The sequence below is a fragment of the Halococcus sp. PRR34 genome, assembly GCF_028617175.1.
Lineage (GTDB): Archaea > Halobacteriota > Halobacteria > Halobacteriales > Halococcaceae > Halococcus > Halococcus salifodinae.
The window spans coordinates 65,744-86,552 of record NZ_JAQJDA010000012.1; the positions used below are offsets into that span (position 1 = coordinate 65,744).

The window sequence follows — 20,809 nt, forward strand, 5'->3', positions numbered from 1 at the left end:
GAGCGCGCTACTCTTCGCGGCCCGGAATCCCGCGTTCGGTCATCGCGCGCGCATCGAGGACCTCGTCGGCTTCTTCGGTGTCGAGATACCCCTTCTCGACGACGACCTCGCGCACGGTCTTGTCCTCTTTGAGTGCTTCTTTCGCCACCTCGCTCGCCTTGTCGTAGCCGATGTGGGCGTTCAGCGCGGTCGCGAGCGCCATGCTCTGCTCGACCTGCTCCTCGCAGTGCTCGCGGTTGGCTTCGAGGTTATCGACGAACTTCTCGGCGAAGGTCTCGCTGGCGTTCGCGAGCAGCGCGATCGACTGGAGGGTGTTGTGAGCGATGACGGGTTTGTAGAGGTTCAGATCGATCTGGCCGTTCGCCGCGCCGGTCGACACCGCGGCGTCGTTGCCGACGACCTGGACGTGAACTTGATTCACGGCCTCGGCGACGACGGGGTTGATCTTCCCGGGCATGATCGACGAGCCGGGCTGGTTCTCGGGCTGGTCGATCTCGCCGAGCCCGTTGCGGGGGCCCGACGCCAAGAGTCGGAGATCGTTGGCGATCTTGTTGAGCGACCCCGACACCGTGCGGAGCGCGCCGTGGGCTTCCGCCATCGCGTCGTGGGCGGCCTGGGCCTCGAAGTGGTCGGTGGCCTCCTCGAACGGTAATCCTGTTTCTCCGGAAATGCGTTCGGCCGCGCGCGCGGGGAACTCGGGATGGGTGTTCAATCCCGTGCCGACCGCGGTCCCGCCGAGCGCGAGCTCCGAGAGATTGCGCGTGGTCTTGTTCACGCGGGTGATTCCCTTGTCGATCTGGGCCCGGTAGCCGCCGAACTCCTGGCCCAGTCTGACGGGGGTGGCATCCTGAAGGTGAGTCCGCCCCGTTTTGACAACGGTGTCGAACTCGGCTTCCTTCTCGCCGAGCGCCGTCCGGAGGCGTTCGAGCGCGGGCACGAGATCGCGCTCGATCGATTCGAGCGTGGCGACGTGCATCGCCGTCGGGATCACGTCGTTCGAGGACTGGCCGAAGTTGACGTCGTCGTTCGGGTGGACCGCCCGCGATCCAACCTCGTCGCCCTGGATCTCGCTCGCGCGGTTCGCGATCACCTCGTTGGCGTTCATGTTCGTGGAGGTCCCCGATCCCGTCTGGAAAATATCGACCGGGAACTGGCCGTCGTGCTCACCGGCCATGACCTCCTCGGCTGCCGCGACGATCGCTTCTGCGGTTTCGTCGTCGATCAGATCGAGGTCGCGGTTGGTCTGTGCGGCGGCCTTCTTCACGATCCCGAGCGCGCGAACGAACCGCCGATCGAACCCGATCCCGCTGATCGGGAAGTTCTCGACCGCACGCTGGGTCTGTGCCCCCCAGTAGGCGTCCGCGGGGACGTCCATCTCGCCCAGACTGTCTGCCTCGGTGCGGGTGTCCTGATCGCTCATGCACCCCGCTTTGCGCCGGGGTTGGTAAAACTCACGGGAAGCGGTCACGCGCTCGTCGTGACCACCCGACTGCCGTCACCGCTGGTACGGATCCGTCTCGGCAGTCCGTCCCGATCAGGCGCTGCGTTCGGCGTACTCCTCGGGAGTGTAGGTCTTGAGTTCGAGCGCGTGGATATCGGTCGTCATATGCTCGCCGAGCGCGTCGTAGACCTGCTCGTGCTGTGCGACGAGCGTCTCGTCCTCGAAGGCCGGTGCGACGACGACGGCGGCGAGATGGTCGTCGTCCTCGCCGCGTGGCTGGGTGACGGTGGCGTCTGCATCCTTGATCCCGGATTCGATGAGTCGCTCGACTTCGGTGGTGTCCATGTCCGAACGGGCGTGAGCCAGCGGCAAAACGCTTCAGGTCGCTCGTGGCGAGATCACTGCCGGCGACCGACGTCTCGTGACGAGTTCGAAGCGGGGCTGTCGAGCGCTTACAACGCTGATTCTGGCGATCCACGACGTATATACCTCGGCGATCGCTCGATGGGTACACATGAAACTCCGCCGGCTTCCAGCCGACGAACCCGCCGTCCGTCGCTACGTCGAGGAGCTGTGGATCCCCTTCCACCACGACCTCGAAGCGATCGTCGACCGCCACGCGCTCGCCGAGGACGTCGATCTCGTCGCCGAGGAGACGGCGTTCCGACTCGACCGGCTCGACGAAGCGGGCTACCGGGCGTGGGTCGCCGTCGACGACTCGCCGACCGACGGCGCGGGCAACGACGCCGACCTCGCCACCACCGACGGCGACTTCGTCGGTTTCGTCACGACCGAGATCGACGAAGCATCTTCGGTCTTCGATCGTCCGGATCGACTGGTCGTCGGGGATATCTACGTCCGCGAGCCCTACCGCGGTACGGGTCTCAGCCGACGGCTGATCGACCGCGCCACGGAGCGAGCACGTGAGGCAGGCTGTGCGGAGCTCGCCCTCGATGTCGATGCCGACAACGAGCGCGCCATCGGCTTCTACGAGAATCTCGGCTTCGAGACGCACCGTCGTCGAATGACGGTTTCCACTGCCGATTTGTAGACCACACTTCGTCGTGGTCGGTTTTCACGAGTACTGACGGGCTCACTCACACGCGGTATCGATAGCCCGACTGGCGGCACTTGCCACAGCTGGTTTCAGGTCCAGCGGTCGAGTCCCGACTGCACGACGCTCTCCTCGATCCGCTCGAAGCCGCGTTCGACCTCGTCTTCGGGTATCTCCCACTCGCCGGTCACGTACTCGCGTGCCGCGTCGAGGTCGGGTTCGATGTCGGTATCGAACGCGGCGTCGGTCACGTCGGGGTCCAAGAACAGCTCTCGGATCAGATCGCCGTTCTCGACGTACCTATCCTCGGCCTCCAGCGCGGCCCAGAGGTCGCCGTGCTCGCGGACGAGTTTGACTGCGGTCTTCGGACCGACGCCCGAGACGCCCTCGTTGAAGTCAGTGCCACAGAGGATGCCCACGTCGACGAGCTGCTCCCACGTGAGGTCGTGCTCTTTGAGGGTGGCCTCGAACTCCATACACTCGGGGTCGCCCTTGCCCGTGAGCCCCCGGAGAGTGTGTGGTGCGCCGAACAGGAGGGTGTCGTAGTCCTCGCTGCCGGCGTAGTCCACGGTTCCAGAGCGAGCCATGTGGGCGGCCTGGGCCTCGCCCTCGGCGGGCGCTTCCACGACCGGAACGTCGAGCAGGCGGAGGAGTTCGCGCGTGGTCTCGTGGATCGTGTCGGTGAGGCGCTGGGTGCGAGCTTCCAGTCTGGCAGCCTCGACCGCGTCGCCCGCCTCGCGCGCTTCGGCAGCGCGTTCTTCGGCCTGCTCGCGCTGTTCACGCCGGCGTTCGACCTCGTCGGTCTTGAGGTCGGTGACGCCACCGTCGAAGACGAACACCGGGGTGATGTCGTGTTCGAAGAACTTCGGGAGGCCCTGGACGACGCCGATCAGATTGGCGACCTCTTCGCCCGCGGCCGTCGTATAGACCGCGTCGCTCGTCCACTTGACTGTCGTGGTGAGATACCGGTAAAGCCAGTTGTGAGCGTCGATCGCTACCGTTGCACCCGAAAGATCCGCGAAGGCGATCGGCTCGATCGCGGCGAGCTGGCGGAGGTCTGCGTTTCCCATTGCCGTCGGTACGGGTGAAGGTCGCTTGAAACCCCCGACAGCCGGTCAGCGATCGAGTGGGGGCGGAAACGAGCGCGCGATCACGCGGGTGGTTCGATCACTGCCGGCGGCTCGGCGTCGCTCCGCGATGCCAGAAACCGCTGCTCACCATCCGAGAGATCGCGATCGCGGTAGATATCGAGCCCTGTCTGGTAGGCCGTGCGCGAGCGCTCGGCCGGCCGGCCGGCGGGCCGTTCGAGGACGAGCTCGGCGATCCCGGTTTCCCGGCCGGTGTAGCCGAACCCGGCCTTGTGGAGCGCTTCGTAGGCGAATGGGTTGTTGACCGCGATCCGGAGGCGCTCGTAGCCGCGTACCGCGGCCCGCTCGGCGGCGAACGCCGCGAGTCGTGCGCCGATCCCCTCGCCACGACGGTCGTTCCGGACGGTGATATACCGCAACCACAGCGTGTCCGGGTCGGTGCGGTCCTCGTTGAACGCGACCGCTGCAACGACCCACTCGTCGAACTCGCTGCTGCCCGCGTTCACGGCTGCGTCCGTCTCGCGGGCAACGGCCTTTCCAGTCGAGGACATCACGAACTTCCCGGCGTAGCTGAACCGCCGGTAGTCGAGCCGGAGCGTCGGGCCGTCCTCGGGCCAGCCACACACGACGTACTCCATGTCGCCATTGAACGGGCGCGAGGGATGTGTCCTCCGGGGTGGTTTTTAAGCCATCGGCGGATCTACGACGAGGTATGCACACGCCCGGCGACGTCGCGTACTTCGAGCGGTTCGCGCGCCACTACGAGCGGTTCATGCCCTCGACCGACGAGCGCGCGCTCCGGGCGGGGCTCGCGCTCGCCGAGCGCGACATCGAGCGCGTCGTCGATGTCGGCGGCGGCACCGGCCGGGCGGTACGCACGATCGACGTTCCCGAACGAATCGTGGTCGACGCCGCCCACGGAATGCTCGGCGAGGCGCGACGGCTGGGACTCGACGGCGTCCGTGCGGACGGCGCATCACTCCCGTTCGCCGACGAATCGATGGATGCGGTGCTCATCGTCGACGCGCTCCATCACGTCGCCGATCGGACGGGGGCACTCACCGAGGCGAAGCGCGTCCTCCGGCCAGGCGGCGTGCTCGTCTGTCGGGAGTTCGACCGCGCGACGCTACGCGGGCGCGCGCTGGTCGCGGCCGAACATCTCGTGGGGTTCGATTCGGAGTTCTTCACCCCCGAGGAGCTCGCTGCGGGCGTCGAGAACGCGGGCCTCGACGCCGCAGTCCCCTCCCGCGGGTTCGGCTACACGGTCGCGGGCGTCAAACGCTGATCGACGGATACATTCTGCCGCGCTTCGAACCGGAATGCATGAGCAGCGCCGTCGCGTCGCTCCGCGCGCGCACCGACTCCTCGCCGCGAACGCTCGCGCTCGCCGTCGGCGATCTCCTCCTGATCTCGCTGTTCGTCGTCCTCGGCGAACTCCAGCACGGCTACGATCTCGTGGCCGATGCGCCGCGAGTTGTCGGCACCGCGCTCCCGTTTTTCCTCGGCTGGGCGCTCGTCTCGATCCTCGCCGGTGTGTATGCACCATCGACCTCCCGATCGGTCGGCACCGCCGTCCGCCGGACCGCGCTCGCGTGGATCGGAGCGGCGCTGATCGGTCAGGCACTCCGCGCGACGCCGGTTTTCCCTGGCGGGTTCGCGATCGCGTTCGTCCTCGTCTCGCTCGGTGTCGGCCTCGTCCTGCTGGTGCCGTGGCGCGCGGCGGTCGCGTACGTCAGCAGTCGGGGCTGAAGCGGACGACCGAACGGTTCACTGCCACGGGTTCGACACCAGCTCGGCCTGGACGGAACTCCCGACCACGATCCGACAGTCCGACCGCGGTTCGGCGATGCAGAGCAGGACGTAGCCCGCCTCGCGGTGGCGCTCCTTCAGCGCCCGTGGCGGACGAGCGTGTTCGATCCGTCCGTCGAGGAGTTTTCCGGTGCAGGTCGCACACGCGCCGGTGCGACAGCCGAAGGGGAGTGCGACGCCAGCGCATTCAGCCGCCGTGAGGACGATCTCGTCCTCACCGACTGACAGCCGCTCTTCGCGTTCGTCACTTCCTTCCTGGCCGTCCTGCCACACGAGAATGACGTCGTGTGCGCTACTGCCAGACGTCACTCGTGCAGTCGCCGTCTGGCCATCGGATCTCGTGGGCGCGCGCCGGACCATCCGGAAGGTCGCCGAAGTCCACGAGGAACTCCTCGTCGAGGCTCATGGAGCCGTTTCGTGGATCGACGTCGGCTTTGAGCATCACCGATCCCTGCTCGGCCTCCTCGGGGTAGAACTGGTTGTCCCAGCTCGAAAACAGCGAGGTGGTCCAGTAGAGGCGCTCGCCGTCGAGGCTGAGCTGGAGCATCTGTGGCCCGCCAGCGAGCTCGCGATCCTGCACTGGGGCTGGGTCGCCGAAGTGGCCACCGGCCCAGATTCGATCGGCGAGCCGTGGATTCGCCGGATCCGAGATGTCGTACATCCGGACGTCGCCGTGCAGCCAGTTCGAGAAGAACAGGTACCGATCGTCCATCGACACGAGGAGGTCGGTGACGAGACCAGGCACGGGCATGTCCCAGCCGTCGTGCTCGCGCGCCTCGACGTCGATGACCGGCTCCGCACGCCACTCCTCACCGGCGTCGTGGAAATGAAAGACGTTCGATGAGAGTGCTGCGCCGACGTAGCCGTGGGTCGCCTCGGGGCTGTGGAGGAAGCGGACTTCGAGCGGAATCAGCCCCTCCTCGCCGAGATCGATCGTCTGCTCCACAGTCTTGTTCTCCCAGTCCCAGACGTGGAGTCGCTGGCCGTAGTTGCCCGCCTCGACGTCGTCCATGTCGAACCCCGGATAGTAGGTCTTCGGTGCGGCCCACTCCGAGGAGACCATGACGTTGTGCCGGGGCTGATACCAGTAGTCGTAGTTCATCTCGATCTCGCCCGGCGGCTCCCACCGGCCGTCGACCTCGAAGTTCTCGTCGAGCGCGAGGAACCCCCCGGGAAGGTCGCCGTCGGCATCCCCGAGCATCGAGATCAGGATCTGGCCATCTGGGATGCAGTGGGTAGTGTGCGGTGCGGAGAGGTCGTGCTCGAACACCTCCTCGGGTTCGATCACCGATTCGAGTTCGGGGTTGCGTCGATCCTTCGTGTCGACGACGTGGATGCGCGAGGAGCGCTGGCCGGGGATCACGAGATGGCGGCGCTCGAGGCCGTCCATGTGACACGACGACGAGCAGGCGTTCCAGCCGAAGTGGTGGAGCTCGTCGCCCCGGTTGGGCATCTCGACCCGGTCGATTATCTCGGTGTAGGTCTCCGAATCGGGATCGATGTCGACCACGCCGAGGAAGTCGGGCGCATCGACGTCCGTGCCGACGTACAAACCCATGACGTACGCAATCTTTTCAGGTTCGGACTCTTCGATCGCGGCCTGGGGCGTCGTATAGCCTGGTCCTTCGGTGTCGTGCCCTTCGTGATCCGCATGCGCCGTCGTATCGTCCGGCTGTTGTGCGTCACTCATGCCCATACTACACTCGTGGGCAGCGGTATCATCCGCCCGAAAGCGGCAACATAAACCTCTTGTTTCGATGGCCGGTTTCACAAGGAACCGGGACGCCGTCGGCGTGCGGTGCGATCGCTGCTCGAATAGTGCCGAACGTCAGTCCGTTGTTCCCTCGGCTTTCGCGCCGCCGAGCCGGCGGTCGAGGAAACCGTCGAGCAGTTGGTACGTCCTGATCTTCTGGTCGATGTCCGAGGAGCCGTGGCCCTCCTCGCCGAGCTCCTCGTACTCGTACTCGCCGTCTTCGCCCTCCTCGAAGCCGAGGTCGTCGAGCGCGTCCCGGAAGATGCGGGCCTGCGAGACCGGCACACGGCGGTCGTTCACGCCGTGAACCATCAGGAGCGGGGCCGAAAGATTCTCCGCGTAGTTGACGGGGCTGCGCTCGTCGTAAATTTCAGGACTCTCCTCGGGCGTGCCGAGGTTCTTCTCCATGAGTTCGGTCCGGAAGTGCGGCATCGTGCTCTCGTACATATCCTCCAAGTCTGTGAGTCCGACCGACGCGATGCCGGCGTCGTAGAGGTCGGGATACATCGTCATCTGACAGTAGGCGCTGTAGCCGCCGTAGGAGCCGCCGTAGACGGCGACGCGGTCGTCGTCGATCCAGTCGTACTCCGATGCGAGTCGAGTCGCCGCCGCGATGTCGGCCTGCTCGCCGCCGCCCCAGTCGTCGTAGAGGAGTTGGGCGAACTCGCGGCCGTAGTGAGCCGAGCCGCGATAGTTGACCTGGAGCACGCTGTAGCCGCGTTTGAGCAGGAACTGGGTCCGGGGGTTGAAGCGTTTCACGTCCGCCCCGCGCGGGCCGCCGTGGGGATTGACGATCAGCGGTGAGGGGCGTTCGCCCGAGTCATAGAGCAGCGCACCGATCTCCAGAGTCTCGTTGTCGCCGGTCCACGCGGCGGCCGGCCCGGATTCGGTGTCGCCAGCGCTCTCGAAGGTGAAATACTCCGCATCGGCGAACCCATCGAGGTCGAACTCCCCGTACTCTCCCTCGAGGAGAGTCTCGTACGCATCCGTTTTGAGGTCGTAGGCCACCAGTTCGGGACGCCGGTCGGACGTCGTGTGTACCACGAGGACGCGATCGTCGTCGAGCACCGCTTCCCCGGGGAAGGTTGCGACGCCGTCCGGTAGGTCGAGTTCGCGCGATTCACCGGTCTCGCAGTCGTACACCAGCGGCATCACCGCCGCCTCGCGGATCCGGAGCGCGAGGAATCGCTCGCCGTCAGGCAGGAAACAAACCGGTGACTCCTCGGCCGTGAGGTCACCGTACCATGTCACGTCCTCGCTCTCGAAGTCGTACACCCCACACCGTCCGACGTCCTCGGTGTTATCCGAAACCAGTAGCGACTCGCCGTCGGGCCCCCAGTCGGCGTGGACGGACTCCGCGCCGGTCTCGCCGATCCCCAAATTGCGGGGGTTCGATCCGTCGGCGTCGGCGACGTAGGCGTCCATGTTGTCGAAGTCGTCGGATTCGTTGGTGGCGTAGGCGATCCGCTCGCAGTCGGGTGAGAGGAGTCCCCCGAACGCCGCGCGCTCGTAGTCGGTGATCTTCTCGGTTTCGTCGGCCGCGAGGTCGTGGCGATAGAGGTTCATCTGGCCGTCGCGGGTTGACCCCAAGAGGAGCGTGTCGCCGTCGTCGCCAACGTCAGCGAGAGATACCTGGCCGTCCATCTCGACGACCGGCTCGGTCTCGCCCGCAGTAGCTCCGCCCACGTCGATGGCGTGGATGTCGTTTTGCTCGTTGCCGTCCTCGTCGAGGTGAAAGAACACCCGGTCGCCGTCGGCGCTCCACTCGACGCCCCATCGGGCGTTGCGCGGCACTTCACCGTCGCTGATCTGGCGATGCTCGCCAGTCTCGACGTCGAGAATGTGAAGTTCATTCCGGCCCGATTCGTCGTAGTAGAAAGCGACCTGATCGCCGTCCTCGGTGGCGATCGGGTGGTGAAAGCTCGGGAGACTGGCGAGGGATTCGAGCACGTCGTCGGGGTCGGTCATCGTTCATTATCGTTTCGCCACTGGGTTAAAAATCTTCTCGGCAATCCGGCAAGAAACTCTGCTATCGTTCTTGATCCGTGTGGCCATGAGCGATGGCTCACCGAGAAACCGCACGGAAGGGAATGAAAGGGGCGACTGGTTCAAGAAACCCGGAGGACGTTCCCGTGAGCGACGCGATCGGGAGCCAGCGAGACGGGGGAGCGAGTCTCGTCCGGCAAGCACCCCAGCCGAGCGAGTGCAACGAGCGGGGTGAGGGGCGTGGTTCGAGAGACGTCGGAGGTGTCTCTCGAACGATAGCGAGTCCCGGGCAGAGAGGTTCCTTCGGAACCTCTTGCAGCCGGCGCTTCGCGCCGGCGACAGCGAGGGAGCGAAGCTCCCTCGGGCCGTGCGAGCGGGCCTACGGCCCGCGAGCAGAACCTGAGCCAGTCGGGGCTTTCGAACCGATCACGGCCGCAGTTGCGGTTGTTTCGGTAGCCGTCGCTGTCGTCGTGACCGCTGCGATGCCGACACCAATGAGAAACAGCACAGCACCCCAACCGTCCACACGCCTCCCCAACCCACTCGCTCGTTCACTTCGCTCACTCGCTCATCCCTCGCACGCCGATCCGCGCTCGGTGCTCGTTTCACTCGCACACGAGCGCGAGCGCGCGCCAACCGCGAAGGGCAGGAGTCGCCGATCAGCGGTGACAGAATCCTTGATCGGTCAGTCGTCGGCGCTCGCGGTCGCACCCTCGCGGAGCGCCCGCGCGTCGATCTCGCCGTCGTCGAGTTTGCGCTCGACGTTCCGGGTGGCCTCGACCATGTTCGCCATCTTGCCGTAGGCCACCTCGCGCGGGAGGAGCTTCACGCCGCAGTCGGGGCTCACGGTCAAACGCTCCGGTGGCACGATCTCCAGACCCTTCTCGATGTTCGCCTCGATCGCCTCGACGGACTCGACCTCGGCGACGTGGACGTCGGTGACGCCGAGCGCGAGATCGAGGTCGAACTCCGGCTCCTTGAACACGTCGAGCTGTTCGTAGTCACCGTTGGCGAGCTCGACATCGAACTCGTCGATCGGGAACTCGAGGATCTCGGGATAGATCCGGGAGTAGTCCCCATAGCAGACGTGGAGCCCGATTCGGACGTCGTCGGGCAGTCCGGCGACGATCCGATCGAGGCAGTCGCCGACGATCGCGTGGTCGTCGGGCGTGGTGGCGAGCGCGGGCTCGTCGATCTGGATGTAGCGCGCGCCCGCCTCGACCAGCTTCCCGATCTCCTCGTTCACGAGGTCCGCGAGATCGAGCGCGAGCGCCCGGTCGTCGTCGTAGCTCTCGTTGAAACACCAGCTCGCGAGGGTGTACGGTCCGGTGATCGGGACCTTGACTGGTTTGGTGGCGACGTCGTCGGTGAACGCGAACTCGTCGACCAGCCACGAGTCGTCGTACTCGACTTCCTCGACGACCGAGGGCTTGTCGAAGTAGTTGTGCCCCCAGACTTTGACCGGGCCATTGAACTCGTAGCCCTCGATCCGCTCGGCGAAGTATTCGACCATCTCGTTTCTGCGCATCTCGCCGTCGACCACGGCGTCGAGCCCCGCGCGCTCGTGCTCGTGGGTGATGAGCCGCGAAGCATCGTCGGTCGCCTCCGCCCAGTTCGCGTCGTCGAAGTCGTCGGACTCTTCGTAGCGCTCGCGCACGCGGTCGAGCCACTTGGGCTTGGGATAGCTGCCGACCACGGTCGAGAGGATGAACTGCTCGTTCGGGTGGTCGTCGGGCCGGAACTGCTCGCGAGTCATGCGTTCACCTCCTCATCGGCGTCAGCGCCAGCGAGTGCGGCGCCCTCGGCGAGCGCTGCGAGCTTCGCTTTCGCCTTGTTCACCGGCAGGTAGAACAGCTCGGTGTTCGTGGTGGCGTAGACCGTCTCGAACTCCGCCGCAGGGACGTTCTCGGTGACCCACTCGATCCGCTCGGTGATCGTCTCGCCGTCCTCGATCTTGGTGTTCTGGCCGTCGGCGAGGCCGAGCGCGATCGACTCTTTCGTGCCGTACTCGTTGATGTTGTAGAGGTTCTCCTCGTGGTTCGTCACGAAGTCATACCCCACGGCGTCGATGTCGGCGTCGAGCAGGTGGGCGTGGACCTTCTCCTCCAGCGCGCCCCAGTAGGTCTGCACCACCACGTCGGCGTCGGTCGCCCCTGCTACCCGGTCGATCGCGTCGCTCGCGCGCTCGTCGAGACCGTCCGCGGGCGGGTTCGTGACCAGCGACGGTTCGAGCACGAACAGGGTCTCACAGTCGGGAAAGGCCCGGATTTCGCCGGTGAGGAACTCCGCGGTCGCGTCGAGAAACGCCGCCCGGTCGCCGTAGAACTCGTCGGTCGCGAGATCCGAGAGGGTGTACGGACCGGGAACGACCGCCTGGCGTGACTCGGACACACCGTCGAGCGCCGCGAAGTGGTCGAGGTCGTCCGCGAGGTCGCCGTCGAAGGTCAACTCGCCGGTGACCGCCGGCTCGCGGTAGAAGTTGTTGTTGTCGTAGTACCGGACGATCCCGCGAGTCTCGACCGCGTCGTGGACACACAGCGGATGGGCGAGCATATCGTCCCACCGGAGCTGCCCCTCCACCACGCGATCGAGGCCGGCAGTCGCCTGCCAGTCGGCGACCTCCGCACGCGCCTCGTCGTAGGCGTCGGCGATCTCACCGGTCTCCTCGCCATCGATCAGATCCTCCTTCTGGTGGCCTTTCAGGCTTCCCAGCCGATCCTTCGCCCAATCGGGCAGCGGAAACACGCCTGGCGTCGTCGCCACAAATTCGGACATACACAGCCCACGGAATGACGCTGCTTAATATTTACTACTCTATTTAATGCTCTGCAGTAATCATTCGTCTCGGCCTACGGTGGACAGGAGCGGCGGATGGTTAGCTCACCCCTCTAGATCAATATAGCGGTATAGAATTTATGCGTTGTTCGCCAGGCACGTTGAGGTCGAAATTCGTTCACATGATCTGATAGATGTTCTCCTCGTAGACCTCGCGAACGCGATCGCCCCAGTTGTGGGTATAGGTGTCGATGATATCGTCGGCGACGTCGCCACGGAGGTATTTCACGATGCCGCGGTCGCCGGTGCGATCCCGGAGGTGCGTGGTGAAGAAATGCCGGAAGTAGTGGGGTGTGACGTTCTCGGTCGCGCCACCGCCGGTGTGGTACCAGTCCATCGCGCGCGCGTACTTCGAGACGATCGAGCGTACCATCGGTGGCGTGAGACGGTGCCCCCAGTCGTCTCGCGTGCTGAGAAACAGCGGGTCGGCATCCGAGACGGCGTCGGGTCGAACGGCGAGCCACCGACGGAGGGTCCCGTGGAGTTCGTCGTCGACCGGGAGTGTCGTCGCGCGTCGCCGTTTGTTCGCCGCACGCCGTCTCTCGCCGTTGATGATGTCCCCGCGGCCCACGTCGCTCGCGACGTAGATCGATCCGGCCCGTCCGTTCAGCTGCCCTCGTCCACCGAGGGTGTGGACTGCTTCGAGATCCTCGTCGTCGATCGCGAGGTCTCGTAGATCGAGGTTACAGAGCTCACCGACGCGCATTCCGGTTTTCAGCAACGTCACGATCACCGTCCGATCGAGTGGGTGAACGATCTCGTCGACGAATCGGCGCATTTCGGACACCGACACGTCGCGTCGCTGGGGGTCTTTCTCGATGGTTTCGTCCATCTCCTCGACGACGAGCGCCATCGGGTTCGATTCGAACACCTCGACCTGTATCATGTAGGTGTAGAACCGATGCAGATACGATGCGTAGGTCGCTATCGTACTCTGCCTGTGCTCGGCGCGGATCGAGTGCACCCAGGCCATACACTCGCGCTGTCCGGCTTCGTCCGGTGTAAATGGACCACCCGGGCACTGGTCGGAATCCGCGAGAAACCCCTCGAACTGCCGGAGAACACGCTCGTAGGCCTCCTGTGTCCGTTCCGAACGCCCGTGGTACTCGAGGTCCTGGAGAAAGTAACCGATCGGATCGTCCACACCGGCAGCCTCAGTCGCCATCGGTGTTCGTGAGGCTGTAGCCACCGTGGCGTCCGCTGTACTCGACTCGATTCTCGCGTTGGAGGCGCTGAAGTGTGGTTTCGAGGCGTCCCTCGATGTCCTCGGTGAGCGCTTCGACGAGCTCGTCCCACGAACAGTAGTCGTCGTCGAGAACGTCGAAGACCCGGTCTTCGAGGCCATCAACCCCAGGGGTTTCGTCCTCAGAATCCGTTCGTTCGGCTTCATCGGGGCTGACGGTGAAGCCACGCCGACCGGCCTGTGTCATCGTCCGAACGAACTCGCTTTGGTTCATACCCAACTCATCGGCGTGCTCGCGCCACCGCGCTTTCTGGTGTGCCGAAACGCTCACTCTGACTTCTTTCCGGTCGGTATCCGCGCCATCGGTCATTGGCCAAACAACGAATCCTTTCGCCATCAATGTTCCGCCGCTCAGTCGATAAAGTCTCTTATCTCTCAGAGGGTGGAATGGCCAACCCCTCCGCAGTACAGCGATTTTCGCGCGCCCTTGCAGGCCAAAAACGATTCCCCTTGCAGCAAATCCTTGCAGGCTTGCAGGATCATGTGTCGATTCGCGGTGGGCGTGTCGTGGAGAGTCACGGGATGCTGAACATCCAGTGTTTTAAATCACACGGTTTTGGAATCACTGACGTTTGGATACTCGGCGCTGGTCGAAGGGACCGTGCCGAGAGAAGTTGAACGGAGCGACACGACCGAAGATCGTGATCAAAGGGACGCCGGAGATATCTCTCGTCATCTCGGGTGACTGGAGGTCTTCCGACGAATCGTCGGAAATACATCACGGTTTCGAGATCACGAGTGGACATCACTCTCCCGAGCGGCAGCGAGTCTCTGGCATCGAGGGTGCGAAGCCCTCTCATTACTCTCAGCTTACCTGGACAGCACGGAGGTCGAGAACCTTCGAGAGCTCCTACGGGTCCCAACGAGTGATTCACGAGTTCATCGCATCCTCGCGGGCTCCCTCGGGTTTCGGGACCAGGTGCCGCCCTGTGGATCGCGGCGAGTTGCTCGTTACGATCCCTGACTGGAGCAGCACTCGTATGACAACACCCCGATCCAGAAGTTCACAGCGGAGTCCTGCCCCCGCGGCCGACGCGGTGATCGACTATCTAATACGGCTCTACAACATCGGGTGTAGCCGCACCACCTGATGTTCACGATTGTTCGTCCACTCGAAGCAATCATACGACTGGTTCACCCGAAATAGCCCGTGAGCTTGCCGTGGCTCGTCGCGTTCACCGCTGGCACGTGGATCGCCGAGAGCCCGTGATTCAATGGGGCTGTCGGGATCCGATTCCAGATCTGTGTCTTCGAGACTACCTTCGGAGGGATTTTCTCCCTGTGGATCGCTCGGTCGACATGGCGAGCAACGACGGTACCACGATCGGCGTCTGGATCGGGTCGGACGACGATGTTCTCGACGAATTCGACGATGCACTCTACTGTGGTCCCGAACACGCTGGTTCGCGCTCGGCGGCGGTCAAAGACGCGCTCGCGCTCGCGACCACGGTCGAGGCAACGCTCGACGACCTCGACTACGAGTTCGACTCGCCGGTCTCGAAGCGTCATTTCGTCACCCAGGCGATCCTGAACCAGTCCCAACGAGAGTCAGAGTAGCTCCCGATTCGATCCACGAGTGTTCGAGCCACAACTCATGAATCTTATACCGCGATACAAAGTCCTCGGCCACAGATCGTCAATCTTCACTCACTTCAGCCCGACAGAATCAGCACCGACCAACGATGGGGAAACGAGCCCGAACAGTCACGTACACCACTCGCGAGCACAGTTCTAGCGTCGCGGGGGCGACGCTGCTCTCCGTTCGAGCTGGACGCAGCGATCCGAGTCGGAACGAGCAACACGGACCGCATTCCGCCGGTACATCCACGTCAAGCCCGTAGACGATTCCATGTCGCAGTCGACACAGGCAGAGCAGTCTGACATTTCGGTCGATGCGGAGTGGAATCGACTCTATCTCGACGGCGAACACTCGCCGACCGACCACGATTCGCTCGTGGTCGAAAACCCGGCAACACACGAACAGATCGCCACGGTGCCGAAAGGAACCGTCGATGACATCGACGAGGCTTACGAGACCGCCACAGCTGCTCAGGCGGAATGGGCGGAGCGGTCGCCCGGCGAGCGCGCGGCCGTCGTCTCCCGTGCGGTGGAGGTACTTCGGAACAATCGCGAGAGCATCATCGAACTACTGGCCGTCGAATCCGGGGCGGCGAAAATAAAGGGGGCGAGCGAGTTCGAGAGCGCCGCCGGCATCACACAGGAGGCCGCGAGCTTTCCAACGCGGATCTCCGGCGATCACCGCGCATCGAACATCGACGGCAAGCAGAACTTCGTCAAACGCGAGCCGGTCGGCGTCGTCGGGGTCATCTCGCCGTGGAACTTCCCGCTGCATCTCTCGATACGGGCGGTCGCGCCGGCGCTCGCGGCCGGAAACGGCGTCGTTCTCAAGCCCGCATCCGACACGCCGATCACTGGCGGCTTGCTCATCGCGCGCGTCTTCGAGGCAGCCGGGCTTCCCGATGGGCTCCTCAACGTCGTTCCGGGACGCGGATCGGAGATCGGCGATCGGATGGCTGGCCATCCCGCCGCTGGCGTCATTGCGTTCACCGGATCGACGGCCGTCGGCCGTCGGGTCGCAAAGCAGGCGGTCGATCACCTCGCGTATCCCGCGATGGAGCTCGGTGGGAACGGTCCACACGTCGTGCTCGACGACGCTGACGTCGAGAAAGCGGTCGACGCTGGCGCGTTCGGCACGTTCCTCCATCAGGGGCAGATCTGCATCTCGATCAACCGCCATCTCGTCCACGAGTCGCTCTACGATGACTACGTCGACGCACTCGCCGAGAAGGCGAACTCCCTCCCCGTCGGCGACCCCACCGTGGAAAACACGGTCATCGGACCGATCATCAACGAGAGCCAGCGCGATCAGATGCTCGGCTACATCGAGGAGACGGTCGAGGCAGGTGCAACGCTCGAAACCGGCGGTGCGGCCGTTTCGCTCGACGATATCGAGGGCACGACACGGGCAGGAGAACTCGACGCGGAGACCACACTCGGCGACGCCACTGGACCGTTCGTGCTCCCGACGGTGCTCTCGGGAGCGACGAACGAGATGGCGGCAGCGTGCAACGAACACTTCGGACCGGTCGCACCGGTGATTCCGTTCACCGCCACCGACGACGCCATCGAACTGGCGAACGACACCGAGTACGGGCTCGCCGCGTCGGTGTACGGAAACGACGTCGGTCGCGCCCAGCAGATCGCCGACCGAATCGACGCCGGAATGGTTCACGTCAACGATCAGCCGGTGAACGACGAGCCGCACGTTCCGTTCGGCGGCTACAAGGCCTCGGGCATCGGTCGGTTCAACGGCGAATACGTGCTCGAAGAGGTCACTCGATCGAAGTGGATCTCCGTCCAGAACGAGCCCCGGGAGTACCCGTTCTAACACGCCTCCAGTCGAGGGGTACTCGGGACAGCGTTCTCGAACCGACGGCTACGAGGGGATCTCGGGCTGAGACGAGATGCGGATGCAACCGAGGGTGACGTGATTTCGTTCTCGGGACTGTTCGGTTGCGGTCAGAGCTCGCCGAGTTCCTGCTGTTTTCGCATCAAGTAGAGGAAGTACGGGCCGCCGACCAGGCCGGTGACGATCCCGACGGGGATCTGGACCGGATTCAGCGCGAGCCGCGCCCCGACATCGGCGGCGACCATCAGGGCTGGACCGGCGAACACACAGCCGACGACGAGACGCCTGTAGTCGCTGCCGACGATGTTCCGAACGACGTGGGGAACGATCAGCCCCACGAAGCCGACGATCCCTGCGACCGCGATGCTCGCCGACGCCGCGAGGATCGCGACACCCGAGAGCGCAAAGCGGACCTTCTCGACGCTCATGCCCAGCGATTTCGCGGTCCGCTCGCCGAGCAGGAGGACGTTGAGCTGGCGTGCGCTCGCGAGCGCGAGCACCATCGCCACCACCGACCACGGCAGCGCCATCCGAACCTGCGCCCAGTCGGTGCCCGTGAGCGATCCGGTGGTCCACGCGATCGCCTCCTGAACCACGCCGATGTCGTCGGCGAAGAAGAACATCGCGGTCTGGAGCGAGCCGAACATCGTCGAGACGATCACGCCCGCGAGCACCAGCCGCACCGGTGAGGTCCCACCCTTCCACGCGATGGCGTAGACGAGCAGGAACGCGACCGCCCCGCCGAGCGACGCGATCAACGGCAGAAACGCCGACAGTCCGCTGAACACGACGAGCGTGAGCAGGATCATCAGCCCCGCACCCGACGAGACGCCGAGAATGAACGGGCTCGCGAGCTCGTTCCGGGTGACTGCCTGGAAGATCGCGCCAGAGACCGCGAGGTTCATCCCGACGAGCACCGCGACCAGCACCCGCGGCAGACGGATGTTCCAGACGATCAGGCTCCGTCGTCCCATCTCTGGCACCTCGCCGCCGAGCAGGAACGCCTCGAGCGCTGCCGGATTCAAGATTACCTCGGGGTTGAAGACGGCCCCCCACGCCTGTGCGATCGTCATCGAGTACGCGCCGAAGCTGACCTGAACGAGCCCGGCGACGACGACGATCGCGATGCTGCCGAGGATGAGCGTGGCGAGCGAGCCATCGATCCACTCCAGCCACTGCCGATCGCCAGCCGCATGATCGTCCTGACGCGTGTTCTCGGTCATACGAACCACCGATCACCCGATCCACCCGAGCCCACTGTGTCGTTGCCGAGAAGGACACGCGAGCGCTCGTCGTTCATCATACGGTTTAGGCTGCCCTAATCAGATATAACGCCTTCGGGTTTCGACGACGGTCGAAGTCAACGACGGTGTAATGATCGATGCAGCCCGGTAGAACTAATCACATCGTGCGACACGCACCCGAATCGACCGCACCTCGTGGAGAGATCGATTCGCTCAAACAGTCGTCGGGCCGAAAGGAACTACGGCGTCCACTGTCCGCTGCCGCGATCGTCGGATTCATCCTCCGATCCTGCCCCGGCGGGCGGCCGTGGCGGCACGCGGTATTCGAGGCCCGCCTCTTTCATGAGTCGGCGGCAGCTCGGTTCGGAGTACTCGACGCCGAACGCGTCGTGGACGAACCGGCCGACGAGCGCCGGCGTCCACGCCGGTTCGTCGTAGCCGACTTCGGTGGGAGACTCGTGGAGGGCAGCCTCGAACTCCTGGCGCTGCTTCGTGGTGAGCTTCCGCGGCCGGCCGGAGCGTGGCGCGTCGACGACGGCCTGATCGAGTGGCCCGTCGTCGAGGCGCTTGAGCCAGCTGTAGATCGTCCGTCGCTGGACGCCGTACCACTCGGCGAGTTCGGTCTGGGTGATCCCGTTCTTGTACGCGATCGCCGCGAGGAGGCGCTGGGCCGGCTTCGCGGCGTTCACCTCGTCGAGCGCTTCCTGGAGTTCTTCGATCGAGATGTCGTCGAGGTGGTCCATCGATTACGACTTCAAGCTCCGGGTAGAAAATTCTGACGACAGAATTTCGATGATACAGATTCACGGTCGGTAGTACACGAGGGGCAGATGCTGGACGATCTCGTCGGTTCGACCGTTCTTCGCGAAAACATCGACGACTGCCGATGGGTTCTCAGGACAACGGTGTGCGAGATAGGTCCAGAACGTTGGCTTTCGGTCGCTTAGGCGCGCTTGAATCCGAGGAAGAAACCGCCGACGAACCCCGCTCCGACGGGCAGCGTCGTGCCGAGCGCCGTGAGCCACGGTGGAACCGTCTGGAGGCTTTGCTGTGCGCCCGCGAGCGCGTGGTCGAGCGCCGCCCACTGGACGTCGAGCATGCCTTGGTGGTCGAGATACGTGACCACCGCCAGCTGTATCCCGACGATCGCGACGGCGATCTTGGCCAGCTTTTTCGCGGCGAACCCGGTGACACCGCCCGCGAGCGCGCTCCCGCCGAACGCCGTGCCGAGATTACCGAGCGCGGTTTCGAACCCCATCACGTGTCTTCGTCTCCTCCGTCGTGACGGGGGCACTTATAATCCGTCGTTCGACAGGTCACGGGAGAGTCATCACGATCGACTCGACTGAGTCGGTCGATTCGATCGATTCGGGCCGCTGCGTCAGAGATGGCGGCGGATTCCGACGAAACCGACAGTGGTTGGTGCCCGGATCGACAACTGTTGATATCGTGAATCTGGCTCCGCTTCGTCGTATCGCGAAGACGTATCGATCGATCCCCATCGTCTACCGCATCGCCGCCGGGTTCGTTCTCGGCGCGATCGTTGGGCTGGTCGTCGGTGAACCGGCGACGCGCCTGCAACCACTCGGGGATCTCTTCCTCTCGCTGCTCAACATGCTCGTCGTCCCACTGGTCGTTTTCACACTGCTCGCCGGCATGAAGCGTCTCTCGCCCGCACGACTCGGCCGCGTCGGCGGGACGGTCGTGGGTCTCTACATCATGACGACCGCGATCGCGGCGACCATCGGTCTCGCGGTCGCGAACCTCCTCCAGCCGGGTGCTGGCCAGGAGTTCGTCCCTGGCGAGGCCGAGTCGGCGAGCGCGCCCTCGATCGCCGAAGTCGTGCTCGGGATCGTGCCCGACAACCCGGTCGGGGCGATGGCGGAGGGCGATCTCCTCTCGATCATCTTCTTCGTGGTGGTGTTCGGGCTCGGCCTCGCGTGGGTTCGTGATCGAACCGACGACGAGCGGGTGCGAGCGGGGAGCGAGACGTTCTTCGAGTTCGTCGACGCCGGCACCGAGGCGCTGTTCGCGATCGTCTGGGGCGTGATGGAGTACGGCGTTCTTGGCGTGTTCGCGCTGACCGCGGCGTCGCTCGCGACCAACGGGATCGCGGGGATCGTCTCGCTCGCGTCGCTCGTCGGCGTGGTCGCGCTCGGAATCGCGATCCACATCGGCGTGACCTACCTCGGACTCATCACCGTGGGGCTGCTCGGCCAGTCGCCCGTCGCCTTCCTCTCGGGCGCGAAAAACGCGATGGTGACCGCCTTTTCGATCCGGTCGTCGAGCGGCACGCTCCCGGTGACTATTGCCGACGCCCGCGACAACCTCGCTGTCGACGAGTCGGTGTACGGGTTCTCGCTGCCCCTCGGCGCGACGATCAACATGGACGGTGCGGCGATCCGGCAGGCCGTCACGGCGGTCTTCGCGGCCAACGTCGTCGGCGTTCCGCTCGGGCTCGGCGATCAGGTGACGGTGCTCGCGACGGTCGTCCTCGTCAGTATCGGCACTGCAGGGGTCCCCGGTGCGGGGCTCATCATGCTCACGATCATCCTCAATGCGCTAGGGCTCCCCCTGACCGTCGTCGGGTTCGTCGCCGCTGTCGACCCGATTCTCGGCCGGATCGCCACGACGAACAACGTGACCGGTGACCTCGCAGTGACGGCGCTCGCGGCGAAGTACAACGACGCGATCGACTTTTCGGAGGGTGTGTGGGCCGACGATCGATCCCCGCCGGACGCGCCAACTCCCAGCACGAACGACTGAGGCCGATCGAGGAACGGACTCCATCGCGAGCGCGATCGAGACGCAAACCGTTTGTTCACAGTCGTCCTTCCTTCGAGTAGTGACCGACGCGAACGACGATTCGCCGGGTGAGAGCGAGACAGCGGTCGAACCAGCGGTACGGGCGGTCGACGCCGAACCG

At 64.7% G+C, this 20,809-nt stretch carries 19 protein-coding genes and 1 pseudogene; 6 read left to right on the plus strand and 14 right to left on the minus strand.

Annotated features, from left to right (window positions below; genetic code table 11):
• Positions 1-7 precede the first annotated feature (7 nt).
• Both PHA81_RS14160 and PHA81_RS14165 read right to left on the minus strand, forming a co-directional pair.
• Positions 8-1,420, minus strand: coding sequence for a class II fumarate hydratase (locus PHA81_RS14160; RefSeq protein WP_005042411.1), 1,413 nt, complete (start codon positions 1,418-1,420; stop codon positions 8-10).
• 114 nt (positions 1,421-1,534) lie between these two features.
• Complete coding sequence (locus PHA81_RS14165) at positions 1,535-1,786, minus strand: BolA family protein (RefSeq protein WP_005042408.1); 252 nt, start codon at positions 1,784-1,786, stop codon at positions 1,535-1,537.
• 169 nt (positions 1,787-1,955) lie between these two features.
• Here PHA81_RS14165 and PHA81_RS14170 point away from each other — a divergent pair, with 169 nt between their 5' ends.
• Entirely contained in the window at positions 1,956-2,492 is a 537-nt protein-coding gene (locus PHA81_RS14170) for a GNAT family N-acetyltransferase (protein ID WP_005042405.1), read from the plus strand.
• 95 nt (positions 2,493-2,587) lie between these two features.
• Here PHA81_RS14170 and fen read toward each other — a convergent pair whose 3' ends face one another.
• Positions 2,588-3,565: a flap endonuclease-1 gene (gene fen / locus PHA81_RS14175; protein ID WP_005042403.1), complete on the minus strand. Its 978-nt coding sequence runs from the start codon at positions 3,563-3,565 to the stop codon at positions 2,588-2,590.
• An 80-nt stretch (positions 3,566-3,645) separates the two neighbouring features.
• On the minus strand, positions 3,646-4,221 hold the full coding sequence (locus PHA81_RS14180) for a GNAT family N-acetyltransferase (RefSeq protein ID WP_005042400.1): 576 nt from the start codon (positions 4,219-4,221) through the stop codon (positions 3,646-3,648).
• Positions 4,222-4,295: 74 nt separating this feature from the next.
• Between PHA81_RS14180 and PHA81_RS14185 the strand changes: the two genes are divergently transcribed.
• Both PHA81_RS14185 and PHA81_RS14190 read left to right on the plus strand, forming a co-directional pair.
• Positions 4,296-4,868 carry an SAM-dependent methyltransferase gene (locus tag PHA81_RS14185; RefSeq protein WP_005042398.1) on the plus strand — a complete coding sequence of 191 codons (573 nt, stop codon included), beginning with the start codon at positions 4,296-4,298 and terminating at the stop codon, positions 4,866-4,868.
• A 38-nt stretch (positions 4,869-4,906) separates the two neighbouring features.
• Positions 4,907-5,332, plus strand: coding sequence for a DUF3054 domain-containing protein (locus tag PHA81_RS14190; protein WP_005042396.1), 426 nt, complete (start codon positions 4,907-4,909; stop codon positions 5,330-5,332).
• An 18-nt stretch (positions 5,333-5,350) separates the two neighbouring features.
• Here PHA81_RS14190 and PHA81_RS14195 read toward each other — a convergent pair whose 3' ends face one another.
• From PHA81_RS14195 to PHA81_RS14225, 7 genes are all read right to left on the minus strand, one after another.
• A complete protein-coding gene (locus PHA81_RS14195) occupies positions 5,351-5,701 on the minus strand; it encodes a 2Fe-2S iron-sulfur cluster-binding protein (RefSeq protein WP_005042394.1) in 351 nt (116 codons plus the stop codon).
• Positions 5,685-7,082: a selenium-binding family protein gene (locus PHA81_RS14200; protein ID WP_005042392.1), complete on the minus strand. Its 1,398-nt coding sequence runs from the start codon at positions 7,080-7,082 to the stop codon at positions 5,685-5,687. Before PHA81_RS14200 ends, PHA81_RS14195 begins: the two co-directional genes overlap by 17 nt.
• 138 nt (positions 7,083-7,220) lie before the next feature.
• Positions 7,221-9,113 carry a prolyl oligopeptidase family serine peptidase gene (locus tag PHA81_RS14205; RefSeq protein ID WP_005042390.1) on the minus strand — a complete coding sequence of 631 codons (1,893 nt, stop codon included), beginning with the start codon at positions 9,111-9,113 and terminating at the stop codon, positions 7,221-7,223.
• A 703-nt stretch (positions 9,114-9,816) separates the two neighbouring features.
• Entirely contained in the window at positions 9,817-10,887 is a 1,071-nt protein-coding gene (locus PHA81_RS14210; RefSeq protein WP_005042388.1) for a methionine synthase, read from the minus strand.
• On the minus strand, positions 10,884-11,906 hold the full coding sequence (locus PHA81_RS14215; RefSeq protein WP_049909949.1) for a 5-methyltetrahydropteroyltriglutamate--homocysteine methyltransferase: 1,023 nt from the start codon (positions 11,904-11,906) through the stop codon (positions 10,884-10,886). Before PHA81_RS14215 ends, PHA81_RS14210 begins: the two co-directional genes overlap by 4 nt.
• 178 nt (positions 11,907-12,084) lie before the next feature.
• On the minus strand, positions 12,085-13,131 hold the full coding sequence (locus PHA81_RS14220) for a tyrosine-type recombinase/integrase (protein WP_005042384.1): 1,047 nt from the start codon (positions 13,129-13,131) through the stop codon (positions 12,085-12,087).
• On the minus strand, positions 13,121-13,519 hold the full coding sequence (locus PHA81_RS14225; RefSeq protein WP_005042382.1) for a DUF5805 domain-containing protein: 399 nt from the start codon (positions 13,517-13,519) through the stop codon (positions 13,121-13,123). The genes PHA81_RS14220 and PHA81_RS14225 overlap by 11 nt, the downstream gene beginning before the upstream one ends.
• 989 nt (positions 13,520-14,508) lie before the next feature.
• Here PHA81_RS14225 and PHA81_RS14230 point away from each other — a divergent pair.
• Both PHA81_RS14230 and PHA81_RS14235 read left to right on the plus strand, forming a co-directional pair.
• Positions 14,509-14,766, plus strand: coding sequence for a hypothetical protein (locus PHA81_RS14230; protein ID WP_049910009.1), 258 nt, complete (start codon positions 14,509-14,511; stop codon positions 14,764-14,766).
• 292 nt (positions 14,767-15,058) lie between these two features.
• Positions 15,059-16,618 (plus strand): aldehyde dehydrogenase family protein, encoded by a 1,560-nt coding sequence (locus PHA81_RS14235; protein ID WP_005042378.1) that lies wholly within the window; start codon positions 15,059-15,061, stop codon positions 16,616-16,618.
• Positions 16,619-16,749: 131 nt separating this feature from the next.
• Here PHA81_RS14235 and PHA81_RS14240 read toward each other — a convergent pair whose 3' ends face one another.
• The 3 genes and pseudogenes from PHA81_RS14240 to PHA81_RS14250 all read right to left on the minus strand — a co-directional run bounded on the left by PHA81_RS14240 (position 16,750) and on the right by PHA81_RS14250 (position 19,141).
• Entirely contained in the window at positions 16,750-17,862 is a 1,113-nt protein-coding gene (locus tag PHA81_RS14240) for an iron ABC transporter permease (protein ID WP_005042375.1), read from the minus strand.
• Positions 17,863-18,158: 296 nt separating this feature from the next.
• A pseudogene (locus tag PHA81_RS14245) lies at positions 18,159-18,626 on the minus strand (helix-turn-helix domain-containing protein); the annotation flags it as partial.
• Between the two features lie 200 nt (positions 18,627-18,826).
• On the minus strand, positions 18,827-19,141 hold the full coding sequence (locus PHA81_RS14250; RefSeq protein ID WP_005042370.1) for an FUN14 domain-containing protein: 315 nt from the start codon (positions 19,139-19,141) through the stop codon (positions 18,827-18,829).
• 191 nt (positions 19,142-19,332) lie between these two features.
• On the opposite strand from PHA81_RS14250, the gene PHA81_RS14255 reads away from it, so the two are divergent.
• Complete coding sequence (locus tag PHA81_RS14255; RefSeq protein ID WP_005042368.1) at positions 19,333-20,649, plus strand: dicarboxylate/amino acid:cation symporter; 1,317 nt, start codon at positions 19,333-19,335, stop codon at positions 20,647-20,649.
• The last annotated feature ends 160 nt before the right edge of the window (positions 20,650-20,809 follow it).

Coding starts and splice junctions, on each gene's coding strand:
- PHA81_RS14180 (WP_005042400.1), bottom strand. CDS start 4,221: ATGGAGTACGTCGTGTGTGGCTGGCCCGAGGACGGCCCGACGCTCCGG.
- PHA81_RS14250 (WP_005042370.1), bottom strand. CDS start 19,141: ATGGGGTTCGAAACCGCGCTCGGTAATCTCGGCACGGCGTTCGGCGGG.
- PHA81_RS14190 (WP_005042396.1), top strand. CDS start 4,907: ATGAGCAGCGCCGTCGCGTCGCTCCGCGCGCGCACCGACTCCTCGCCG.
- PHA81_RS14210 (WP_005042388.1), bottom strand. CDS start 10,887: ATGACTCGCGAGCAGTTCCGGCCCGACGACCACCCGAACGAGCAGTTC.
- PHA81_RS14205 (WP_005042390.1), bottom strand. CDS start 9,113: ATGACCGACCCCGACGACGTGCTCGAATCCCTCGCCAGTCTCCCGAGC.
- PHA81_RS14185 (WP_005042398.1), top strand. CDS start 4,296: ATGCACACGCCCGGCGACGTCGCGTACTTCGAGCGGTTCGCGCGCCAC.
- PHA81_RS14160 (WP_005042411.1), bottom strand. CDS start 1,420: ATGAGCGATCAGGACACCCGCACCGAGGCAGACAGTCTGGGCGAGATG.
- fen (WP_005042403.1), bottom strand. CDS start 3,565: ATGGGAAACGCAGACCTCCGCCAGCTCGCCGCGATCGAGCCGATCGCC.
- PHA81_RS14170 (WP_005042405.1), top strand. CDS start 1,956: ATGAAACTCCGCCGGCTTCCAGCCGACGAACCCGCCGTCCGTCGCTAC.
- PHA81_RS14235 (WP_005042378.1), top strand. CDS start 15,059: ATGTCGCAGTCGACACAGGCAGAGCAGTCTGACATTTCGGTCGATGCG.
- PHA81_RS14165 (WP_005042408.1), bottom strand. CDS start 1,786: ATGGACACCACCGAAGTCGAGCGACTCATCGAATCCGGGATCAAGGAT.
- PHA81_RS14240 (WP_005042375.1), bottom strand. CDS start 17,862: ATGACCGAGAACACGCGTCAGGACGATCATGCGGCTGGCGATCGGCAG.
- PHA81_RS14225 (WP_005042382.1), bottom strand. CDS start 13,519: ATGACCGATGGCGCGGATACCGACCGGAAAGAAGTCAGAGTGAGCGTT.
- PHA81_RS14215 (WP_049909949.1), bottom strand. CDS start 11,906: ATGTCCGAATTTGTGGCGACGACGCCAGGCGTGTTTCCGCTGCCCGAT.
- PHA81_RS14200 (WP_005042392.1), bottom strand. CDS start 7,082: ATGAGTGACGCACAACAGCCGGACGATACGACGGCGCATGCGGATCAC.
- PHA81_RS14230 (WP_049910009.1), top strand. CDS start 14,509: ATGGCGAGCAACGACGGTACCACGATCGGCGTCTGGATCGGGTCGGAC.
- PHA81_RS14220 (WP_005042384.1), bottom strand. CDS start 13,131: ATGGCGACTGAGGCTGCCGGTGTGGACGATCCGATCGGTTACTTTCTC.